The sequence below is a fragment of the Streptomyces sp. NPDC104202 genome (assembly GCF_055584185.1).
Window position 1 is genome coordinate 106,888 of record NZ_JBVJMN010000007.1, and the last position, 17,978, is coordinate 124,865.

The 17,978-nt window shown below is 74.1% G+C and carries 15 protein-coding genes; 6 read left to right on the forward strand and 9 right to left on the reverse strand.

Annotated features, from left to right (window positions below):
• Nucleotides 1-27 precede the first annotated feature (27 nt).
• The 6 genes from ACZ60W_RS07310 to ACZ60W_RS07335 all read right to left on the reverse strand — a co-directional run bounded on the left by ACZ60W_RS07310 (nt 28) and on the right by ACZ60W_RS07335 (nt 6,372).
• A complete protein-coding gene (locus tag ACZ60W_RS07310; RefSeq protein WP_469754388.1) occupies nt 28-618 on the reverse strand; it encodes a hypothetical protein in 591 nt (196 codons plus the stop codon).
• Entirely contained in the window at nt 605-2,209 is a 1,605-nt protein-coding gene (locus ACZ60W_RS07315; RefSeq protein WP_469754389.1) for a substrate-binding and vWA domain-containing protein, read from the reverse strand. The genes ACZ60W_RS07310 and ACZ60W_RS07315 overlap by 14 nt, the downstream gene beginning before the upstream one ends.
• Entirely contained in the window at nt 2,206-3,420 is a 1,215-nt protein-coding gene (locus ACZ60W_RS07320) for a toxic anion resistance protein (protein WP_469754390.1), read from the reverse strand. Before ACZ60W_RS07320 ends, ACZ60W_RS07315 begins: the two co-directional genes overlap by 4 nt.
• Complete coding sequence (locus ACZ60W_RS07325) at nt 3,417-4,541, reverse strand: hypothetical protein (RefSeq protein WP_469754391.1); 1,125 nt, start codon at nt 4,539-4,541, stop codon at nt 3,417-3,419. Before ACZ60W_RS07325 ends, ACZ60W_RS07320 begins: the two co-directional genes overlap by 4 nt.
• A 151-nt stretch (nt 4,542-4,692) precedes the next feature.
• Entirely contained in the window at nt 4,693-5,082 is a 390-nt protein-coding gene (locus ACZ60W_RS07330) for an SCO4983 family protein (RefSeq protein WP_469754392.1), read from the reverse strand.
• A 78-nt stretch (nt 5,083-5,160) separates the two neighbouring features.
• The gene (locus ACZ60W_RS07335) at nt 5,161-6,372 is read right to left on the reverse strand and encodes a pyridoxal phosphate-dependent aminotransferase (protein ID WP_469754393.1); all 1,212 of its coding nucleotides are present in this window, start codon (nt 6,370-6,372) and stop codon (nt 5,161-5,163) included.
• Nucleotides 6,373-6,499: 127 nt separating this feature from the next.
• On the opposite strand from ACZ60W_RS07335, the gene ACZ60W_RS07340 reads away from it, so the two are divergent.
• Genes ACZ60W_RS07340 through ACZ60W_RS07350 form a run of 3 tightly spaced genes read left to right on the forward strand, consistent with a single transcriptional unit; the run spans nt 6,500 to nt 8,879 of the window.
• Nucleotides 6,500-6,958 (forward strand): hypothetical protein, encoded by a 459-nt coding sequence (locus ACZ60W_RS07340; RefSeq protein ID WP_469754394.1) that lies wholly within the window; start codon nt 6,500-6,502, stop codon nt 6,956-6,958.
• Nucleotides 6,959-7,005: 47 nt separating this feature from the next.
• Nucleotides 7,006-8,442 carry a polyprenol phosphomannose-dependent alpha 1,6 mannosyltransferase MptB gene (mptB, locus tag ACZ60W_RS07345; protein ID WP_469754395.1) on the forward strand — a complete coding sequence of 479 codons (1,437 nt, stop codon included), beginning with the start codon at nt 7,006-7,008 and terminating at the stop codon, nt 8,440-8,442.
• An 11-nt stretch (nt 8,443-8,453) separates the two neighbouring features.
• Nucleotides 8,454-8,879 (forward strand): glutaredoxin domain-containing protein, encoded by a 426-nt coding sequence (locus ACZ60W_RS07350; RefSeq protein ID WP_469754396.1) that lies wholly within the window; start codon nt 8,454-8,456, stop codon nt 8,877-8,879.
• Between the two features lie 188 nt (nt 8,880-9,067).
• On the opposite strand, the gene ACZ60W_RS07355 is transcribed toward ACZ60W_RS07350, so the two are convergent.
• Nucleotides 9,068-10,666, reverse strand: coding sequence for an N-acyl-D-amino-acid deacylase family protein (locus tag ACZ60W_RS07355; protein WP_469754397.1), 1,599 nt, complete (start codon nt 10,664-10,666; stop codon nt 9,068-9,070).
• A 17-nt stretch (nt 10,667-10,683) separates the two neighbouring features.
• Complete coding sequence (locus ACZ60W_RS07360) at nt 10,684-11,949, reverse strand: alanine racemase (RefSeq protein ID WP_469754398.1); 1,266 nt, start codon at nt 11,947-11,949, stop codon at nt 10,684-10,686.
• Between the two features lie 123 nt (nt 11,950-12,072).
• Here ACZ60W_RS07360 and ACZ60W_RS07365 point away from each other — a divergent pair, with 123 nt between their 5' ends.
• Genes ACZ60W_RS07365 through ACZ60W_RS07375 form a run of 3 tightly spaced genes read left to right on the forward strand, consistent with a single transcriptional unit; the run spans nt 12,073 to nt 14,320 of the window.
• Nucleotides 12,073-13,143, forward strand: coding sequence for a sugar kinase (locus ACZ60W_RS07365; protein WP_469754399.1), 1,071 nt, complete (start codon nt 12,073-12,075; stop codon nt 13,141-13,143).
• Nucleotides 13,140-13,913, forward strand: coding sequence for an IclR family transcriptional regulator (locus tag ACZ60W_RS07370; RefSeq protein ID WP_469754400.1), 774 nt, complete (start codon nt 13,140-13,142; stop codon nt 13,911-13,913). The genes ACZ60W_RS07365 and ACZ60W_RS07370 overlap by 4 nt, the downstream gene beginning before the upstream one ends.
• Entirely contained in the window at nt 13,910-14,320 is a 411-nt protein-coding gene (locus tag ACZ60W_RS07375; protein ID WP_469754401.1) for a RidA family protein, read from the forward strand. Before ACZ60W_RS07370 ends, ACZ60W_RS07375 begins: the two co-directional genes overlap by 4 nt.
• Before the next feature lie 80 nt (nt 14,321-14,400).
• Here ACZ60W_RS07375 and ACZ60W_RS07380 read toward each other — a convergent pair whose 3' ends face one another.
• Nucleotides 14,401-17,748 carry a hypothetical protein gene (locus ACZ60W_RS07380; RefSeq protein WP_469754402.1) on the reverse strand — a complete coding sequence of 1,116 codons (3,348 nt, stop codon included), beginning with the start codon at nt 17,746-17,748 and terminating at the stop codon, nt 14,401-14,403.
• Between the last annotated feature and the right edge of the window lie 230 nt (nt 17,749-17,978).

Genomic DNA, 17,978 nt, shown 5'->3' on the forward strand with positions numbered 1-17,978 from the left:
ACATAATCGACCACGGCGCCCCGCCGCTCAGGGGTTTCTGTCCTCCAGGTAGCGCGTGTGCGTCCGCTGCCGCAGCTCCTCCGCCTCCTGCAGCGCGGCGGCGATCGCGGCCGCCTCGTCGTGCAGCGCGGACAGCTGGCGTTCCAGATGCCGCTCCGGCGGCTCCGTGCCCGGGGCGACCCGGGACCACCACCGGGTGCGGACGAAGGTGTCGACGGCCTCCGGCACGTCCTGGCGGACCGCGCGGGCCAGCACGTGCAGATGCTCGGGGTCGCTCACCCAGCCCGGTTCCAGCAGGGCCTCGACGAGGGAGCCGAGCGCGGTGAGCCGCTCCCGCGCGGCCGGCGGCAGCTCCACCTCCGCGAGGTAGCCGCGCAGGGTCGCGAAGTCCTCGCGCAGCGCGTCGAGCTGCTCGCCGGCGTCCGGGAAGTGCGGGGTGTCCGGCCGCTCGGGCGGGGCGATGAGGGCGCCCGCCGCGTACAGCCCGGCGACCACCAGCGGCCAGAGCGCGCCGGCCGCGCCGGTGAGGGAGACCGCCACGCCCGCGATGCCGCAGGCGCAGCCCGTCAGGTTCCTGCGGGACTCGGCGTACCGCAGCAGGCGCTCACTGGTAGCCACGGATCTCCTCGAAGGCGCCGTCCAGCGACCCGGTCGTGGCGTCGAAGAGCTTCCCGCCCGTCAGGTCGGCGATGTGGCCGAGCTCGCCGCGGTCGGAGTCGCCGAAGAGGATCGGGAAGACCGGGGTGCGCTGCTGCGCGGCCGGGAGCGAGCGGTAGAAGGCGTCGAAGGCGGCGGCCGGGTCGCCGTCGGTGTTCTCGCCGTCCGTCATGAGGACGACCGAGGTGAACGCCGACCCGTCGGCGCCGCCCAGGGACCGGTACGCCTCCTGGAGGCTGGAGTAGATCGCCGTGCCGCCGGAGGCCGTGAGGGCCAGCGCGTCGGACCTGAGCGCGTCCAGCGCCGCCTTCGGGGAGGCGGGGTCGACGGTGTGGGTGCGGACCTCGCCCCGCTTCACCGTGGAGCCGAACGGCATCAGCGTGACCTCCTCCCGGTCGCGGAAGTCGCTCGTCAGCTCGGCCAGCGCCGACTTCAGCCGGTCGAGCCGTTCCCCGCTCATGGAGCCGGAGGTGTCGAGGACGTACACCGTACGGGAGGGCCTGCGCAGGGTGTTGTCGTACGCGTCGAGGAGCCCGTCGGCGACGGCCCGGCTGCCGGGGAACGGCAGCTCGCGCCGCTGGTCCCGGCCGAGCGCGGCCGCCGGTTCGACGCCCGCGACCACCGGGCGGCGCAGGGTCGTCGTGGTGATCCGCCGCTGGGCCTCGGGGGTGCGCAGATAGGTGGTGAGCCGGCCCGCGGCCTCCTTCGCCTCGGGGCGGGCGGAGGTCAGCAGGGTCAGCGGGTAGTCCGCGGTCACGACCCCGTCCGAGGGCCGGATCACGGTGAGCTTCCCGGGCGCCGACAGCAGGACGGACTCGTAGTTCACGAGCGCGTCGACGTCGGTGCGGCGGGCGTACGCGGTGGCCAGCCAGCCCGACGAACCGGAGGTCAGCCGCTGGCCCGCGAAGAACTCCCTGAGCCGCGGCGTGGCCGCGGCGACGTCCCGCTCGGTGAGGGCCGACTGGGCGCCGGAGAGGCCCGAGGCGACCGAGACGAGGGCGGAGAAGCCGGAGTTGGAGCGCACCGGGTCGGTCATGCCGTACGTCAGCTTCCCGTCGGCGACCGCCCGGTGCAGCTGCGACCAGGTGACCTTCGCCGGGTCCCAGCCGAGCCGCGCGACGGCGGCGGGCCGCACACCGACGGCCACCGGCGAGGTCATCACCGGCGTCTCGCCGGTGATCCTCCCCGCGGTGTCGGGGCGCAGCCGCAGGTAGTCGTTGGAGGAGAGCCAGACCGCGTCGAACGACGTCCCCGCCTCGCCGGACGCGATCCGCTCGACGGCGTCGAGCGTGCCCGCGTAGGTCGGGCGGACGGTGATCCCGGTGGCCTTGCGGGCGTCTTCGAGGACCGGTTCCATGTCGGCCAGCTCGGAGGAGGCGAGGACGCGGAGCGTGCCGGGCGCGTACCCCCGGCCGGGCCGGTCGGCGTCGCCCTGCCCGCCGTCGGAGGAGCAGGCGGTCCCGGTCGCGGTCACCAGCAGGGCGAAGGCGAGCCCGGCGAACCTCCGGGTCAGGGCGCGGGTGCGGGAGCGGGGGCCCGTGGGGTGCGTCATGCGGGGCCGCCGCCTTCCAGCGCGCCGGTGCGGCGGCTGCGGTCCAGGTGCGCGCTCGCCTCCTGGAGTTCGGCCGTCAGCGACTGCACGGTCGCCGCCATGGACTCGGTCGCGCGCACCTTGTACGTGTCGATGGCGTCGAGCGTCCGGTAGATCTGCTGGAACGCCGTGCGGAGCGTCTCGGCGCCCACCGCCGGGTCCGCGGCGATCCGCTGGATCTCGCCGGCCTGGGTCGCCAGCATCTCGGCGTTGCCGCGGATGAGGTCCTCGGTCGTCGAACGCAGCACGTCCACCTGCTCGGTGACCTTCCGCTGGTTCTCCAGCGCGGAGGCGAGCATCACCGCGATCCGCAGGGCCGACAGGGTGGTCGTCGCCGCCCGGTCCACGCCTTTGATCAGCTCGTCGTTGTTCCTGCGGACCACGTCCATGGCCAGATACCCCTGCGCGCAGACGGCGAGCTGGGTGAGCAGGTCCTGGTGCTTCTGCCGGACCGGGAAGAGGACGTCGGCGCGCAGCGCGTCGGCCTGGGCGGGGTCCGGGGTGCCCGCGATCCGCTCCTCGACGGCCCCGTCGAGGGCCTCGGTGAGCACCGCGTACTCCTGGAGCTTGCCCATGGTCTCCCAGAGGCGGGCCCGCTCGGTCTGCAACGCGGCGTTGTCGCGGCGCAGTTCGTCCTGGCCGCCGCGGAGCGAGCCCACGATCCGGTTCAGGGTGGCCTGTGAGGAGGCGTACGCGGCGACGTGGTCGCGGAACCGGTTGCCGCCCGGCAGCCGGGCGAGGAGGCGGCGGGCCCCCTTGCCGGGGGCGTCGCGGGGGTCCAGGTCCTCGACGGTGCGCCGGAGTTCGACGAGCGAGGAGCCGACCCGGGCCTGCGCGTCACCGCCGCCCCGGCCGAGCGAGCGGACCGTGCGGTCGAGCATCCGGTTGGACTGCTGGGCGGCGGTGCGCATCTCGCCCGCGCCGAGGGCCGCGATCTCGCCGATGCGGCCGGCGAACTCGGGCGAGCGCGGGTCGAGCCCCGACAGCGAGCCGACGTACTCGGCGGCCCGGCGGTTCATCTCCCCGCGGACGGAGTCGTCGAGCGGCACGAGGCCGGAGGCCTGCTCGGCGCGGACCACGGGGACCGGTTCGGGCGGCGTGAGGACGAGCGGGGTGTCCTGCCCGGGCGGGGTCAGGGACATCGTTCTTCTCGGGTCGTCGGGCGTGGTCATGCGGTGTCCCCCTGGTCGCGGGCCCGCAGCGCCATCTCGTGCAGCACCGCGCTGGTGGGCACGGGCGCCTGGCGGACTCCGCTGAGTGTCTGGTTGAGGTAGGCGGTGTGTGCCTGGGTGGCGGTGGTGAACTCGTTCGCCGCGCCCTGCGGCCGGAAGCCGTGCCGGACCGCGAGGCCGCGCAGCCCGGGGTCGTTCGCGAGGAGTTCGCCGAGCGCGCGGCCGTTCGCGGTCAGCGGTACGAGGGTGTGGTCGCTGTTGACGGTGGTGTCCGGGTAGAGGACGACGAGGTCGCCCATGGGGCGGCCGGCGAGCAGCTGGGCGGCGACCTGGGACTCGTACACGAGGACGAGCGGGTTGCCGACGCCGCTGACGAAGTCCCGGAAGGGCGCGTCGGAGCCGGTCTGCTGGGCGCCCTGCACCTGCACCAGCTTGCGCAGCAGCGGGGCGGTGCGGGTGACGGCCGCCTTGTCGCCCGCGACCCGGCCGCCGTCGGCGACGTAGCTCGCGGCGGCCAGGTAGAGGGCGCCGGAGCTGGAGGCGACGGGGTCGGTGGAGGTGATGAAGAGGGTGCCGCTCAGTTCGGCGTGGCCGGCCGACCCCCTGAGCTGCTGCCAGGTCCGGTCGGCGCGGGCCGCGGCGAGGTAGGCGTCCATCCGCAGGGTGCCGCTCGTCCCGCGCGGGCCCAGGGTCGCCAGGCCGTTGCCGGCGAGGACCCGGGCGGCGGCGCTGTGCGCGAGGACGACGAGCGGCGAGTAGAAGGGCCGCAGCGGGGCCGCCCTCGCCTTGTCCTTCGCCTTGGCGCGCAGCTCGTCCGCCGGTCCCTTGGAGGACGGGAACGCGAAGTCGTAGCCGTCGAGCGGCAGTTCCTCCATGTCCCACGACCCGGAGGTCTCGGTGGTCACGGTGAAGCCCTTGTCGGCCAGGGCCTTCACCACGTGGGGGTCGGCGAAGAACTCCGCCTTCTCCGACCCGATGACTCCTCGCACGGTCTTCGTTGCCGTGCCCGTGTCCTCGTCGCCGCCCGTCAGCAGGACGGCGGCCACACCGCCCAGGAGCAGGACGGCCAGGATGATTCCCAGGATGCGTCTCACGCGGGCAGCGTGCTCGCGGAAACCCACATTCCAGGGGGAGTCGGGTGTACGGCGGGTGAAGTGCCGATCCCGGTACCGAACCGGAGCGGGGGGTGCCGTATCCCGGGCGTTCCCGGGGGTCCGCCGCCCGGTGGGTGGCGCCCGGTCCGCGCGGTTCGTGCCGCGCGGACCGGGGCCGTCAGGGGGCGGCGACCAGGGTGTCCCCGGTCAGGGCCGCGGTGTGCGCGTCCATGCGCCCGGCCGCGAGGATCGCGGCCGCGGTGTCGGCCCGGGAGGCGGCGACGACCAGTGCGCGGCCCGCGAGGGCGTGCGCCTTGCGGTGCAGGTCCTGTGCGGGCGCGCCGCTCAGGCCCGCGTGCCGCGCGGGCGGGGCGCCGCGCAGCCGTGCCACCTGCAGTGCGATGAGGTCGCCGGCCTCCGTGTCGCCCAGCTCGTCGGTGACGGCGAGCAGGGCGGCGAGGTGTCCGGCGAGCTGGATGTCCAGCTCCTCCTCGCGCGACCGGTGCGGATACGCGTGGTCGTCGTCGGCCATCCGGTGGACCGACTTGGTCCGGATCGGTTCGTACATGGGATGGCCTCCTGATTGCTCGGGATCCATCCTAGCTTAGATTCGATCTAAAGTTGAGTGATGTCCGAGGACTGGTCGCTACGGCTGGCTGTAGCCGTCCAGGAACCGGCCGATCCGGGTCACCGCGTCCGCCAGGTCCGCCGCCGCCGGCAGCGTCACGATGCGGAAGTGGTCCGGCTCGTGCCAGTTGAAGCCCGTCCCGTGCACGACCATGATCTTCTCGGCCCGCAGCAGGTCGAGGACCATCTGCCGGTCGTCCTTGATCTTGTAGACGTTCGGGTCCAGGCGCGGGAACAGGTACAGCGCGCCCTTCGGCTTCACGCACGTCACGCCCGGGATCTGCGTCAGCAGGTCGTACGCCGTGTTCCGCTGCTCCAGGAGGCGACCGCCCGGCAGCACCAGGTCCTCGATCGACTGGCGGCCCTGGAGCGCGGCGGCCACCGCGTGCTGCGCCGGCATGTTCGCGCACAGGCGCATGTTCGCGAGGATCGTCAGGCCCTCGATGTACGAGGAGGCGTGGTGCTTCGGGCCGCAGACCGCCAGCCAGCCCGAGCGGAAGCCCGCGACCCGGTAGTTCTTGCTCATCCCGTTGAAGGTGAGGCAGAGGAGGTCGGGGGCGATCGCGGCGGTCGGCGTGTGCGTCGCGCCGTCGTAGAGGATCTTGTCGTAGATCTCGTCCGAGCAGACGACCAGGCCGTGACGCCGGGCGATCTCCGTCAGCGCGCGGAGCATCTCGTCGTCGTAGACCGCGCCGGTCGGGTTGTTCGGGTTGATGATCACGATCGCCTTGGTGCGGTCGGTGATCTTCCGTTCGATGTCCGCGAGGTCCGGCATCCAGTCCGCCTGCTCGTCACAGCGGTAGTGCACCGCCGTGCCGCCCGCGAGCGAGACCGAGGCCGTCCACAGCGGATAGTCCGGGGCCGGGACGAGGACCTCGTCGCCGTCGTCGAGCAGCGCCTGCATCGACATCTGGATCAGCTCCGAGACGCCGTTGCCGAGGTAGATGTCCTCGACGGAGAGCGGGATGCCCTTGGTCTCGTAGTGGCTCATCACCGCCCGGCGGGCCGACAGCAGTCCCTTGGCGTCGCCGTAGCCGTGCGCCTCGGAGAGGTTGCGGAGCACGTCCTCGAGGATGGCGGGCGGGCACTCGAAGCCGAAGGCGGCCGGGTTGCCCGTGTTGAGCTTGAGGATGCGATGACCCGCGGCCTCAAGCCGCATCGCCTCTTCGAGCACCGGACCCCGGATTTCGTAACAGACGTTGGCGAGCTTCGTGGACTGGATCACCTGCATGCCGAGAGCTTACGGCGGGGTCGGCCGGGACGCCTCGTGTTTTGGGACACGTCGGACACCCCGCGGCCCGTCCCCGGGTGTGACCCGGATCGCACCCGCGCCGGCGGGCTCCCTACACTTCGGGCCCATGAGCCAGCAGGATCCCGCAGCCGCCGCACCCCGACGCGGCCGCCGCCGTCACGCCCCCGCACGCCGGGGACCCGGGCCCGGCTGGCTGATCGCCGCGGGCGGCCTCGGCCTGCTCGGAGTCGGCGCCGCGCTGTTCACCGGCGGCTCCGCACCCCGCGGCGGCTCCCCGGCCGACGGCGGTCCCGGCGGGCCGCCCGCGCTCATCCAGGGCGACGCCGCCTCCCCGGACGCCGGCCCCGGGGACGACACGACCGCCCGCCCCGCCGTGCCGGCCGCCGCCCCCTCCACCGTCAGCCGGAGTCCCAGCCCGACCGCTGCTCCGTCCGGGACGACCACGGCCTCCGCCGCCCCCGGGACCACCGCCTCCACCGCCCCCTCCGGCGTCGGCCAGACCGCTGACGGCGCCCCCGCCCAGCACCCGGGACGCGGGCGCGGACCCGCGAAGCGGAACCGGTAGGGGCCGGGCCGCCGGCCGTCCCGCCCGGCGGGATAGGTTGGCGCCTCATGTGGGTCTTCAGCGCCTCCGGATGCCGGTGGCTGGGTGCGGCCGGATCGCTCGCCGTCGCCGCCGGCGGCTACGCGGCGGGCGCCCTTCCGGTCCTGGGCGGCGCGCCGCTCTGGCAGCCGCGCGACGCCGCGCTCGCCACGGCCGGCGCCGTCCTCGCGTACGCGGGCCTGACCCTGCTGATCGCCGCCTGGTGGCGGTACGGCGTCCTCCTCGCCCGCGGCGCCCGCGACGGCGTCCTCGCGACCCTCCTGTGCTGGGCCGCCCCGCTGCTGCTCGCCCCGCCGCTGCACAGCGCCGACGTCTACAGCTACGTGGCCCAGGGCGGGATGGTCCTCGAAGGGCACGACGTCTACGGCGCGGGCCCCTCCGTCCTCGCCCCCGGCGACCTCGGCGCGGAGGCGGCGGCGAGCGTCGGCGGGAACTGGACCGACACCCCCGCCCCCTACGGCCCCGTCTTCCTCCTCCTCGCCGAGGCCGTCGTCGCCCTGACCGGCGGGGAGATCGTGCCCGCCGTCCTCGGGACGCGGCTGATCGCCCTCGGCTCGCTCGCCCTGATCGTCGTGGCCGTCCGCGGACTCGGCGGCGGCCCCGGCGGCCCGGCCGGGGCGCTGTGGCTCGCCGCGCTGAACCCGCTCCTCCTCGTCCACGTCGTCGGCGGCCTCCACAACGACGGCCTGATGATCGGGCTCATGCTGAGCGGCGTGCTGCTCGCGGTGCGCGGCCGGTGGGTGCTCGGCTGCGTGCTGATCGGCCTCGCGATGATGGTGAAGTCGCCGGCGGCGGTCGCACTGCTCTTCGTCGGCGTCCTGGTGGCCCGCCGCGAGGGAGGCGTCCGGGGCGTCGTCAAGGGCCTCCTCCTGCCGGGGCTCGTCGCGGGCGGCGTCGCCGCCGGGGCGACCCTCGCCGCGGGCACCGGCTTCGGCTGGCTCGGCACCCAGAGCGTCGCCGGGGCCATCCACACCCCGCTCTCCCTCACCAGCGACCTCGGCCTCGCCCTCGGCACCCTCGTCGCCGACGACCCCGACCCGGTCAAGGCCGTCGTCCAGAAGCTGGGCCTCGTCGCCGCCCTCGCCCTCATCGCGGCGCTCGCCCGACGCGCCTGGCAGGGCCGGACCGACCCCGTGCTCGCCCTCGGCCTCGCGCTGGTCGCCCTCGTCGCTCTCTCGCCGATGGTGCAGCCCTGGTACCTGCTGTGGGGGACGGCCGTCGTCGCCGCGGCCGCCTGGCACAGCCGGGCCGGACAGCTCCTCGCCGTCCTCTCGGCCGCCCTCGCGTACGAGACGGCGCCCTCGGGCCACACCCCCTGGTACGGCTTCGTGCTCGCGGGCGGCGTCCTCGCGCTCGGCCTGTGGTGGGTCCGGCGCGACCCGTGGCCCGCCGCCGCCTCCGCCGCCGGGCCCCTGCCGCGGCCGGAGGGCACCCGCTCCCGGTAGCCTCCGGCACCATGACGCGCGCGTGGATCCTGCCGGTGCTCCTCCTGCTCACCGGCGTGCTCGCCGCCGCCGGCCGCGCCACCGGCGGCGAGCCCGGCGGGGCCGTCCTCCTCCTGCTGCTCTTCGCGGCGCTCGCGGCCGTCACCTCGCCGCTCGTCTTCCCCCGCTCCGTCGGGGCGGCCGAGGCGCGCCGCCGGTCCGCCGCCGACGGGCGCCCGGTCGTCTACTGGCGGCCGGGCTGCGTGTACTGCCTGCGGCTGCGGACCCGCCTCGGCCTGCGGGGCCGCCGGGCGCACTGGGTCGACATCTGGCGCGACCCCGAGGGGGCGGCCGCCGTCCGCGAGGCCACCGGCGGCGACGAGACCGTACCGACGGTGGTGGTGGCGGGACGCGCGTACGTGAACCCGGCGCCCGGGTGGGTGCGGGAGCGGCTCTAGGGGCTGTCGTCAAACTCCCGTCGTCGCCCGCGGGGCAGACGGGAGTTTGACGACAGGCCCTAGGGGCGTCCTGTCGGCCAGGCCGGATCAGGGAGCGGTTGCCGGACCCCGCGAGCCCGGCATGACCGGCGAGACGCCCCCTGGGCCGTCCGCACCGGTACGGACCACCACCGCTTCACGTGCGTGCGTCAGCCCGTCGGGGTCCTCCGGATCGCGCGGCCCGCGAGGACGTCCGTGCGCCGGCCGTCCTCGATGACGAACCTGCCGTCGACCAGGACGTGGGGGATGCCCGTCGGGAGGGTGCGGGGGGAGGCGTAGGTCGAGCCGGCGGCGACGCCGGCGGGGTCGAAGAGGACGAGGTCGGCGACGTACCCCTCGCGCACGAGCCCGCGGTCGGGGAGGCGGAGGCGGGCGGCGGGCCGCGAGGTCAGGTGGGCGACGCACTCCTCCAGGGAGAGGACGCCCAGCTCGCGCACGTACCGGCCCAGGTACTCCGGGAAGGTGCCGTACGCCCGGGGGTGGGGCTTGCTGCCCTGAAGGATGCCGTCGGAGCCGCCGGTGTGGACGCGGTGGCGCATGATCGCCCGGACGTTCTCCTCGTGGCCCACGTGCTGGAGGATCGTGGTCCCGAGACGGTCCTCGGTCAGGAGCCGGCGGGCGGTCGTCCAGCCGTCCACGCGGCGGCCCACGAACCCCGCGAGGGCGGGGTCGGCGACGCCGGAGACCTCGATCGTGTCCCACTCGACCGGCACGCCGTGGCAGCCGTCCGAGCCGAGCTCCTCCAGGTGGTGCCGGATCCGCTCCGCCGTCGCGTCGTCCCGGAGCCGCGCGAGGACGGCCTCGGGACCGCCCTCGCTCGCCCAGCCGGGCAGCAGGGCGACCAGGGTCGTGCAGCCCGGCGTGTACGGGTAGGTGTCGAGGCTGATGTCCGCGCCCCCGTCCAGCGCGGCGTCGAGGAGGGCGAGGAGCTCGGGGGCCCGGCCCTCGTTGACGCCGAAGTTCATCGTGGCGTGGGCCAGGTGCAGCGGGCAGCCCGCCTCCCGGGTGAGGGCGATCATCTCCTCGTACGCCCGCAGCGCGCCCGCGCCGTAGGAGCGGTGGTGCGGGCAGTAGTAGCCGCCGTACGATGCGACGACCCGGCACAGCTCGGTCAGCTCGGCGTCCGGCGCGTACATGCCCGGGGTGTAGGTCAGGCCGGAGGACATGCCGACGGCGCCCTCCGCCATGCCCTCGGCGACGAGCCGGCGCATGCGGTCCAGCTCGGCCGCGGTCGCCGGCCGGTCCTCCCAGCCCATCGCGTACATCCGGACCGTGCCCTGCGGGATCAGATAGGCCGCGTTGACGGCGATGCCCCGGCCGCCGTGCGCGCCGTCGAGCCGGTCCAGGTACCCGCCGACCGTCCGCCAGTCGAGGTCGACGTCGGAGCCGTCGCCGTTCCAGCCCGTGATCGCCCGGCGGACCTCCGCGAGCGTGCGGTCGTCCACCGGCGCGTACGACAGCCCGTCCTGGCCGAGCACTTCGAGGGTCACGCCCTGCGCGGCCTTCGCACTGTGGTCCGGGTCCCGGAGCAGCGCGAGGTCGCTGTGGGCGTGCATGTCGACGAAGCCGGGGGAGAGGGCGAGCCCCTCGGCGTCCAGGATGCGGCGGCCGGTGGGCCGCTGGCAGCCGGCGGCGGCGCCCTCCTTGACGATCGCGGCGATCCTGCCGCCCTCGATCGCCACGTCGGCCCGGTAGGACGGGGCGCCGCTGCCGTCGACGACCTCCGCGTCGCGGATGACGAGTTCCATGGCGGGGCTCCCGGCTCCTAGAAGAAGGTGCGGACGTAGTCGACGACCGTGCCGTCCGCCTCGACCAGCGGGATGAGCTGCCACTTGTCGAAGGAGGTGCAGGGGTGGGACAGGCCCATGCCCACCCAGTCGCCGACCTCCACGCCCGCCTCCGGGGACGTGCGGAGCCAGGCGTGCTGGTCGGAGAGGCCGGTGACGGTGACGCCGTCGGCGGGGCGGATCTCGCCCGTGCGGGCGGAGCGGACCGCCTGCGCCTCGGGCAGGTGCAGGTCGTGGGCGGCGTCGCGCTTGCCCGCGTTGGTGAAGGCCTGCCCGTCGGTGGGGCGGGAGACGACCTGCGACCAGAGCCGGAACGCGGGCAGCAGCTCGCCCTCCTCGGGCACCCGGTTGAACGGCGTCAGGTTGCGGTACTGCCCGTCGTCGTGGGAGACGTACGCCCCCGAGCGCAGCAGCTTGAGGGTCGGCAGGGAGAGCGCGGGCAGCTCGGCGAAGACCTCGGCGACCGCGTCGAACCAGGCGCTGCCGCCGGCGCTGACGACGATCTCGCCGGCCTCGGGCGAGAACCTGCCCGCCTTGTCGAACGCGACCGCCAGCGCCGTCAGCCGGCGCAGCCACGCGTCCACCCGCTCGGGCGTGGCCTGCGGCACCTCGCCCTCGTAGCCGGCGACCCCGACCAGCCGGAGCGTGGTGGCCGCGGCGACCGCGTCGGCGACCTCGGCGCACCCGGCCTCCGTGCGCACGCCGGTACGGGCCCCCTCGCCGGCGCCCAGTTCGACGACGACGTCCACCGGACGGCGGGCGCCGGCCGCCCGCAGGGCCTCGTCCATCAGCTCGACGCCGCGCACGGAGTCCACATAGCAGAGGAGGCGGAACTCGGGGTCGGCGTCGAGTTCGGCGGCGAGCCAGCGCAGCGCGACGGCGTCCACCAGTTCGTTGGCGAGGAAGATCCGCGCGACGCCGTGCGCCCGGTAGACGCGGGCCTGGTGGGGCACGGCGGCGGTGATGCCCCAGGCGCCGTGCTCGATCTGCCGGTCGAAGAGCTGCGGGGCCATGGAGGTCTTGCCGTGCGGGGCGAAGGCGAGGCCGTGGCGCTCCGCGTAGACCTCCAGGAGGCGCAGGTTGTGCTCGACGCGCTCGGCGGACAGGGCGAGGACGGGGGTGGTGAAGCCGCCGGTGAACAGGTTGCGCCGCTGGGCGGCCAGCTCGCCCACGGTCAGGCCCTCCGCGTCCGGGGGCAGCCCCTTGAAGCGGTGGTCGACACGCTCGTTCACCAGGTCGGGCATGAGGTCTCCTCCTCGGGTGCGTTGCGTGATGTGCAACGCTCATTGCGCACACTGCTCAAGGCTGTCTAACATCCGGGCCAAGGCCGGGTCAATGGACCCGTAGGAGTCGCAAGGAGCCCGAGAGTGAGCGGACACGCGCCCCCGGAGCTCGTCTGCCTCGGCGAGTCCATGGTGACCTTCCTGCCCTCCCGCCCGGGCCGCCTCGCCGACGTCCCCTCCTTCACCCGTGCGATCGGCGGCGCCGAGTCCAACGTCGCCTGCGCCCTCGCCGCCGCCGGACACCGCACCCGATGGGTCAGCCGCGTCGGCCGCGACGGCTTCGGCGACCACCTCGTCGAGGCCGTCGGCGCCTACGGCGTCGACGTCACCGCCGTCGGCCGCGACCCGCACCGGCCCACCGGCGTCTACTTCCGCACCGACGCGGACCGCGCCACCGACGCCCACGAGGTCGCCTACTACCGCGCCGGCTCCGCCGCCTCCGCCATGTCGCCCGACACCGTCCCGTACGCCTCCGTCGCCGGCACCCGCATCCTCCACCTCACCGGCATCACCGCCGCCCTCTCCGACGACTGCCTCGCCCTCCTCACGGAACTCACCGCCCCGCGCCCCGGCCGCCCCCTCGTCTCCTTCGACGTCAACCACCGGCCCGGCCTGTGGCGCGACGGCCGCGCCCCCGAGGTGCTCCTCCGCCTCGCCCGTCGCGCCGACCTCGTCTTCGTCGGCGCCGACGAGGCGAGCGCGCTGTGGGGCGTCCGGGGCTCCCGGGAGATCCTCGGACTCCTCCCCGGACCCGCGACCGTCGTCGTCAAACGCGGCGAGGACGGCGCCGTCGTCGAGGACCGCCGCCCCGGCACCGCCGCCCGCCCCGACGGCACCCGCCACCGCGAACGCCCGCCCCGCGTCGACGTCGTCTCCACCGTGGGCGCCGGCGACGCCTTCGCCGCCGGCTTCCTCTCCGCCACCCTCCGCGACCTCCCCATGCCCACCCGGCTCCGGCACGGCCACCTCATGGCCGCCGCCGCGCTCACCGCCCCCGGCGACCTCGCCGTGCCGCCCCGCCGCGCCCACGCCGACCGGCTGGCCGCGCTCGACCCCGCCGCATGGGAGACACTTCACCTCGGTCCCGGCTGGACCGGGGACGACCAGGAGGTCCCCGGCCGGACAGAGGACGACCAGGAGGTACGCACACCATGAGCCAGACCGTCGACCGGGCGCTCAGCATCCTGCCGCTGCTCGCCCAGGGCCCCGCCGACCTCGGGCAGGTCGCCGAACGGCTCGGCGTCCACAAGTCCACCGCCCTGCGCCTCCTGCGCACCCTCCACGAGCACGGCCTCGTCCACCGCCAGCAGGACCAGCGCTACCGCCTCGGCGCCCGGCTCTTCGCCCTCGCCCAGGAGGCCGTCGAGAACCTCGACATCCGCGAGATCGCCCACCCCTACCTCGCCGCCCTCAACGAACGCATCGGGCACACCGTCCACCTCGCCGTCTACGAGGAGGGCGAGGTCCTCTACATCGACAAGGTCGAGAGCCGCTACCCGGTCCGCATGTACTCGCGCATCGGCAGGCCCGTCGCCATCACCGTCGCCGCCGTGGCCAAGCTGCTCCTCGCCGACCTCCCCGAGGCCGAGCGCCGCACCGTCGCCGCCAAGCTCGACTACCCCCCGTACACCCCCCGTTCGACCCCGAACGCCGCCGCCTTCCTCAAGGAGCTGGCGACCGTACGCGAACAGGGCTGGGCCACCGACCTCGGTGGCCACGAGGAGTCCATCAACTGCGTCGGCGCGCCGATCCGCGGCGCCGACGGCCGGGTCGTCGCCGCCATGTCGGTCTCGGCGCCCAACGTCGTCGTCACCGCGGAGGAACTCCTCTCGCTCCTCCCGCAGGTGCGCCGCACCGCGGACGCCATCAGCCGCGAGTACTCCGGCACCGCCCCGACCAAGGAAACCGAGGAACCGACCGCATGACCGAGAAGACCGCCCTGACCCCCGCCACCCACACCGCCCCGCCCGCGAAGTTCTCGCACGGCGTCCGCAAGGGCAACATCCTCCAGGTCGCCGGCCAGGTCGGCTTCCTCCCCGCCGTCGAGGGCCAGGCGCCCACCGTCGCCGGCCCCACCCTGCGCGAGCAGACCCTCCAGACCTTCGCCAACGTCAAGGCGATCCTGGAGGAGGGCGGCGCCGGCTGGGACGACGTCATGATGATGCGCGTCTACCTCACCGACGTCGACCACTTCGCCGAGATGAACGCGATCTACAACCAGTACTTCGAGGAGCAGGGCCTCAAGGCCCCCGCCTCCGCCCGCACCACCGTCTACGTCGGCCTCCCCGCCGGCCTCCTCATCGAGATCGACGCCCTGGCCGTCCTGGACTGACGGGGGCCCGGGGAGGGACCCGGGACACGACGGAGCGGGCCGCCCCCGGGGGGACGGCCCGCTCGTGTACGCCGGTGGCGTCAGAAGATGCCGGTGATGACGTTGGCCCAGCCGGAGCTGCCCGTGATCTGCGGCGCGCGTCCGCTGGCGGGGCCGCCGGGGTAGGTGAGGAGGCAGCCGGTGGGGCAGAGCCTGCTCGTCCAGGTGCCGTTGGCGTCCACGTAGTCCACCGGGGTGTCGGCGTCGGCGGTGGTGGTGGCCCACCAGTCGCCGTACTCCTCACCCGGGGTCGGCACGAACTGCCGGAAGGCGTACGTCTTCTCCGTGCCCTCGTCGTTCACCGTGACCGAGGTGTTCTTCACGGTGCCCTGGATGTTGCCGGGAGAGGTGAGGTACGGGCGGGCGTTCCAGCCGCCGGAGCCGTACACGGACCGGGTGCCCAGCTTGAAGCCGGACGGGCACTCGGGCTTGCCGAGGCAGCCCGGGTAGAGGTACAGCTTCCCGTCCCCGGGGTAGCGGCCGACGAGGTCGCCGACGCCGTCGCCGTTCAGGTCGTCCATCGCCAGGTTGGTGAAGTCCCGCCAGCCGCCGGCGCCGATCACGACCGGGTGCGCGAAGTCGAACGGGTCCGTCTGGTCCTGGCCGCCGCCCGCGATCGCACGGCCGCTGTAGAGCAGCAGCTCGGCGTTGACGCAGTTCGACGAGGCGTCCCAGATGCACTCGACGGTGATCAGGTCGTTGCCGGCCTTGCCGTCGATGTTGCCCGGCATCACGATCTGCCTCAGGCCCTTCCAGTCCGCCTGGGACGGGTGGGCGAGCTCCTGGCGGGCGTAGACCCACGGCGAGCCGAGGCCGTTGCCGGGGTACAGGTAGAGCCGGTTGTTCGACAGGCGGACGAGGAAGTCCTCGTAGCCGTCCGGGGTGGCGGTCGGGCCGCCGAAGCCCTGGAGGTCGCCGCGGTGGCCGATCAGCGCGCCGGCCCATCCGCCGTTGCCCACCTGCACGGCGGACCCGACGTTGTTCAGCGTGCCGGTGCCCTTGTACGTCAGCAGCTCGCCGTCGGGGTTCGTGGCGACGAAGTCGGCGAAGCCGTCACCGGTCAGGTCGCCCCTGCGGTCCTGCGGGTACGTGCCCGGCGTGACCGGGGTGACGCCCGGGTCGTAGACGAACTCCGACTTCGTCGTGGACAGCGTGACGGCCTCGTCGCCGCCGTCGACCGGCGAGTGGTTCCCCGCGGCGTCGTAGGCGACGACGTACAGGGTGCTGGAGGGGTAGCCGGACGGCGTCACCGTGACCGTGGCGCTGTTCGCGGCGTCCGAACCCGCGTTGACCCAGGTGCCGTTGGCGCAGCGCGTGCTGGAGACGGACACGAAGTGGTCCATGGCCCAGCAGTAACCCACCACGTCCGAGACGGTGTTGGTGAACTTGAGCTGGACGGGCTTGCGGGCCTGGTACTTGTCCGTGGCCTGGCCCGCCGCGGTGCCGTCCGGCACGTCGAAGACGGAGACCGGGAGGTTCGGGCCGACGCGGTCGACGGTGAAGGAGCAGGCCGGGGTGGAGGCGCTGCCGGGACCCTCGTAGTCCGCCGCGTAGACCGACCAGGTGTACGTGCCGTTGGGCAGGTTCTTCGCCGGCATGGTCACCGAGGCCCACTGGCCGCTCGTGACCCGCTTCCAGTGGCTGTTCGGCGAGAAGGACATCGCCGTGCCGCTGGAGTTCTTCACCGAGAAGATCGCGTCGACGTTGCCGCCGTCCGGGTCCCTGACCTTGGCGGTCAGGGCGATGCCGCTGTTGCCGATGGCCGCGCCGCAGGGGATCAGCTTGTTGCCGTCGCCCGACGGGACCCAGGAGCCCTCGTAGGCCGCGTGGGCGTCGACGACCGGCTTGTAGTTGTAGGTGACCTCGAGGACCGGGTTGTTCCGGAACCGCTTGAAGGTGTTTGTGTTGCCCAGGGTCGGGGTCCGCAGGCCGAAGACCGTGGTGCCCCAGCCGCCGTCGGCGGCCTGCTGGACGAAGTCGGTCAGCGCCGCGCTCTTGAAGTCGTGGCCGAGGTCGCCCGGGCAGAACGTGTCGTTGCCGCCGGCGAACGCGTCCGAGTCGAGCTTGCTGCCCCAGTAGGCGCTCTGGTTGGCCCAGGTCGGGGCGTTGGCGATGCCGCCCGCCGACCACAGCTCGGTCGCGCCCGCGTCCGCCACGGTGCAGGTCCAGGTGTGCGTCTGGACCACGGCGAAGGTGGCGTCGGTGATGGTCGCGCCGCTGAGCCCGTCCGTGTTCATCGCGAAGAACGAGCGGGTGTTGCCGTCGCCGTTGTAGCCCACCCGCGGCTCGTCGGCGGGCGTGGACGAGTTCCAGCCCGACCCGTTGGGGTAGGCGGCGTTCGGCGTCGCGTCGTAGATGACCGCCCACTTCTCGCGGGTGCCGTCACCGAAGATCGGGTCGATGACCAGCGGGAACTGGTCGGCCGTCGCGAGGAGTCCCGCGTCCGGCGTGAGTGTGAGGGTGTTCCCGGACACGTCCGCGGCGACGCGGGCGCTGTCGGGCTGCGCCGCCGGTACCCCGGCCACCGGAGCGGCTCCCGCGGCCGGGGCCGCCGCGCCGGACGTGGCGGCCTTCCCGGACGCCGACGGGGTGGCCTTCGCGGCCTTCCGCTTCTCCTCCGGTCCGGACTTCGGCTGCTCCCACATCTTCGGCCCGGGGGCGCTGAAGACGGTTCTGCCGCTCTTGTCCTTGGCCACGAGCCGGTCGCCGGCGCCCTCGGTGAGCGTGACGCCGTCGGCCTGGACACCCATCGTGATGCTGCGCAGGGCCGGGTTGGCCGCGGCCTCGGCGCTGTTCACGACCAGGTGCTGGGCGAAGCCGTCGACCTCGGCGATGAGCTTCAGGTCCACGCCCGGCAGCACCGAGGCGTAGGTGGCCGTGTTCCCCTCGACGACCGGCGCGGGCAGCGCGGTCGGCCAGGTCAGGGCGAGCTTCTTGCCCTCCTTCACCATCATCGCCAGCGGCTGGCCGCCACCACCCGAGAACGCGATGGGGAACGACGGCGCGGCCGGCGCCACCGAACCGTCGGCCCGCCGCACGAGCCGTGCGTCGACGAGCCGCCAGCGCCCCTCCGCACGGGTCCACTTGGGCTCGCCGTACGTCCGCCGCGTCGTCGAGCCGTCCGGGTTGGCGAAGTACTCGGCCGTCTCCTCCCTGCGGTCGAGGATCTCCACCTTCTTCCCGGTCCGCCTGGCCTCCGCGAAGGCCGCCTTCTCGAACCGGGCGCCCGGCGCCGCCGACGCGTCCGGCTCCTGGGCCTGTGCCGTCGCCCCGGAGACGGCGACCGCCGTCGCCCCGCCGGGCAGTGCCGCCGAGAGGGGCAGGGCCATCGACGCGGCCATCGCCAGAGCGACTGCTCTGCCGCCGCGTCCGGGTCTCTTCGTGCTCATGCTCTGGAATGCCTTTCCGGAGGACGCAGCTGGCTTTTCAGTGATAACGGAATTCTGGTCCCTCCTGGCGCCGGACTCTATCCCGACATCCGGGTCGCCGGTCCAGCCCTTTCGTGGCGCAAACCTGCCCTTCTCGAATCGTGAAACATTCCGACGTCGAATCGGAGGGGCTTACTCCGCCTGTGTCGACAGTCGGTGAGAGGTGTCGAGGGGTGGTGGAGGGTGCCGGA

Bases quoted from the DNA above. Each gene is read 5' to 3' on its own strand.
- ACZ60W_RS07355 (WP_469754397.1), bottom strand. From the start codon at position 10,666: ATGGAACTCGTCATCCGCGACGCGGAGGTCGTCGACGGCAGCGGCGCC.
- mptB (WP_469754395.1), top strand. From the start codon at position 7,006: ATGTGGGTCTTCAGCGCCTCCGGATGCCGGTGGCTGGGTGCGGCCGGA.
- ACZ60W_RS07380 (WP_469754402.1), bottom strand. From the start codon at position 17,748: ATGAGCACGAAGAGACCCGGACGCGGCGGCAGAGCAGTCGCTCTGGCG.
- ACZ60W_RS07315 (WP_469754389.1), bottom strand. From the start codon at position 2,209: ATGACGCACCCCACGGGCCCCCGCTCCCGCACCCGCGCCCTGACCCGG.
- ACZ60W_RS07350 (WP_469754396.1), top strand. From the start codon at position 8,454: ATGACGCGCGCGTGGATCCTGCCGGTGCTCCTCCTGCTCACCGGCGTG.
- ACZ60W_RS07370 (WP_469754400.1), top strand. From the start codon at position 13,140: ATGAGCCAGACCGTCGACCGGGCGCTCAGCATCCTGCCGCTGCTCGCC.
- ACZ60W_RS07375 (WP_469754401.1), top strand. From the start codon at position 13,910: ATGACCGAGAAGACCGCCCTGACCCCCGCCACCCACACCGCCCCGCCC.
- ACZ60W_RS07360 (WP_469754398.1), bottom strand. From the start codon at position 11,949: ATGCCCGACCTGGTGAACGAGCGTGTCGACCACCGCTTCAAGGGGCTG.
- ACZ60W_RS07330 (WP_469754392.1), bottom strand. From the start codon at position 5,082: ATGTACGAACCGATCCGGACCAAGTCGGTCCACCGGATGGCCGACGAC.
- ACZ60W_RS07320 (WP_469754390.1), bottom strand. From the start codon at position 3,420: ATGACCACGCCCGACGACCCGAGAAGAACGATGTCCCTGACCCCGCCC.
- ACZ60W_RS07340 (WP_469754394.1), top strand. From the start codon at position 6,500: ATGAGCCAGCAGGATCCCGCAGCCGCCGCACCCCGACGCGGCCGCCGC.
- ACZ60W_RS07335 (WP_469754393.1), bottom strand. From the start codon at position 6,372: ATGCAGGTGATCCAGTCCACGAAGCTCGCCAACGTCTGTTACGAAATC.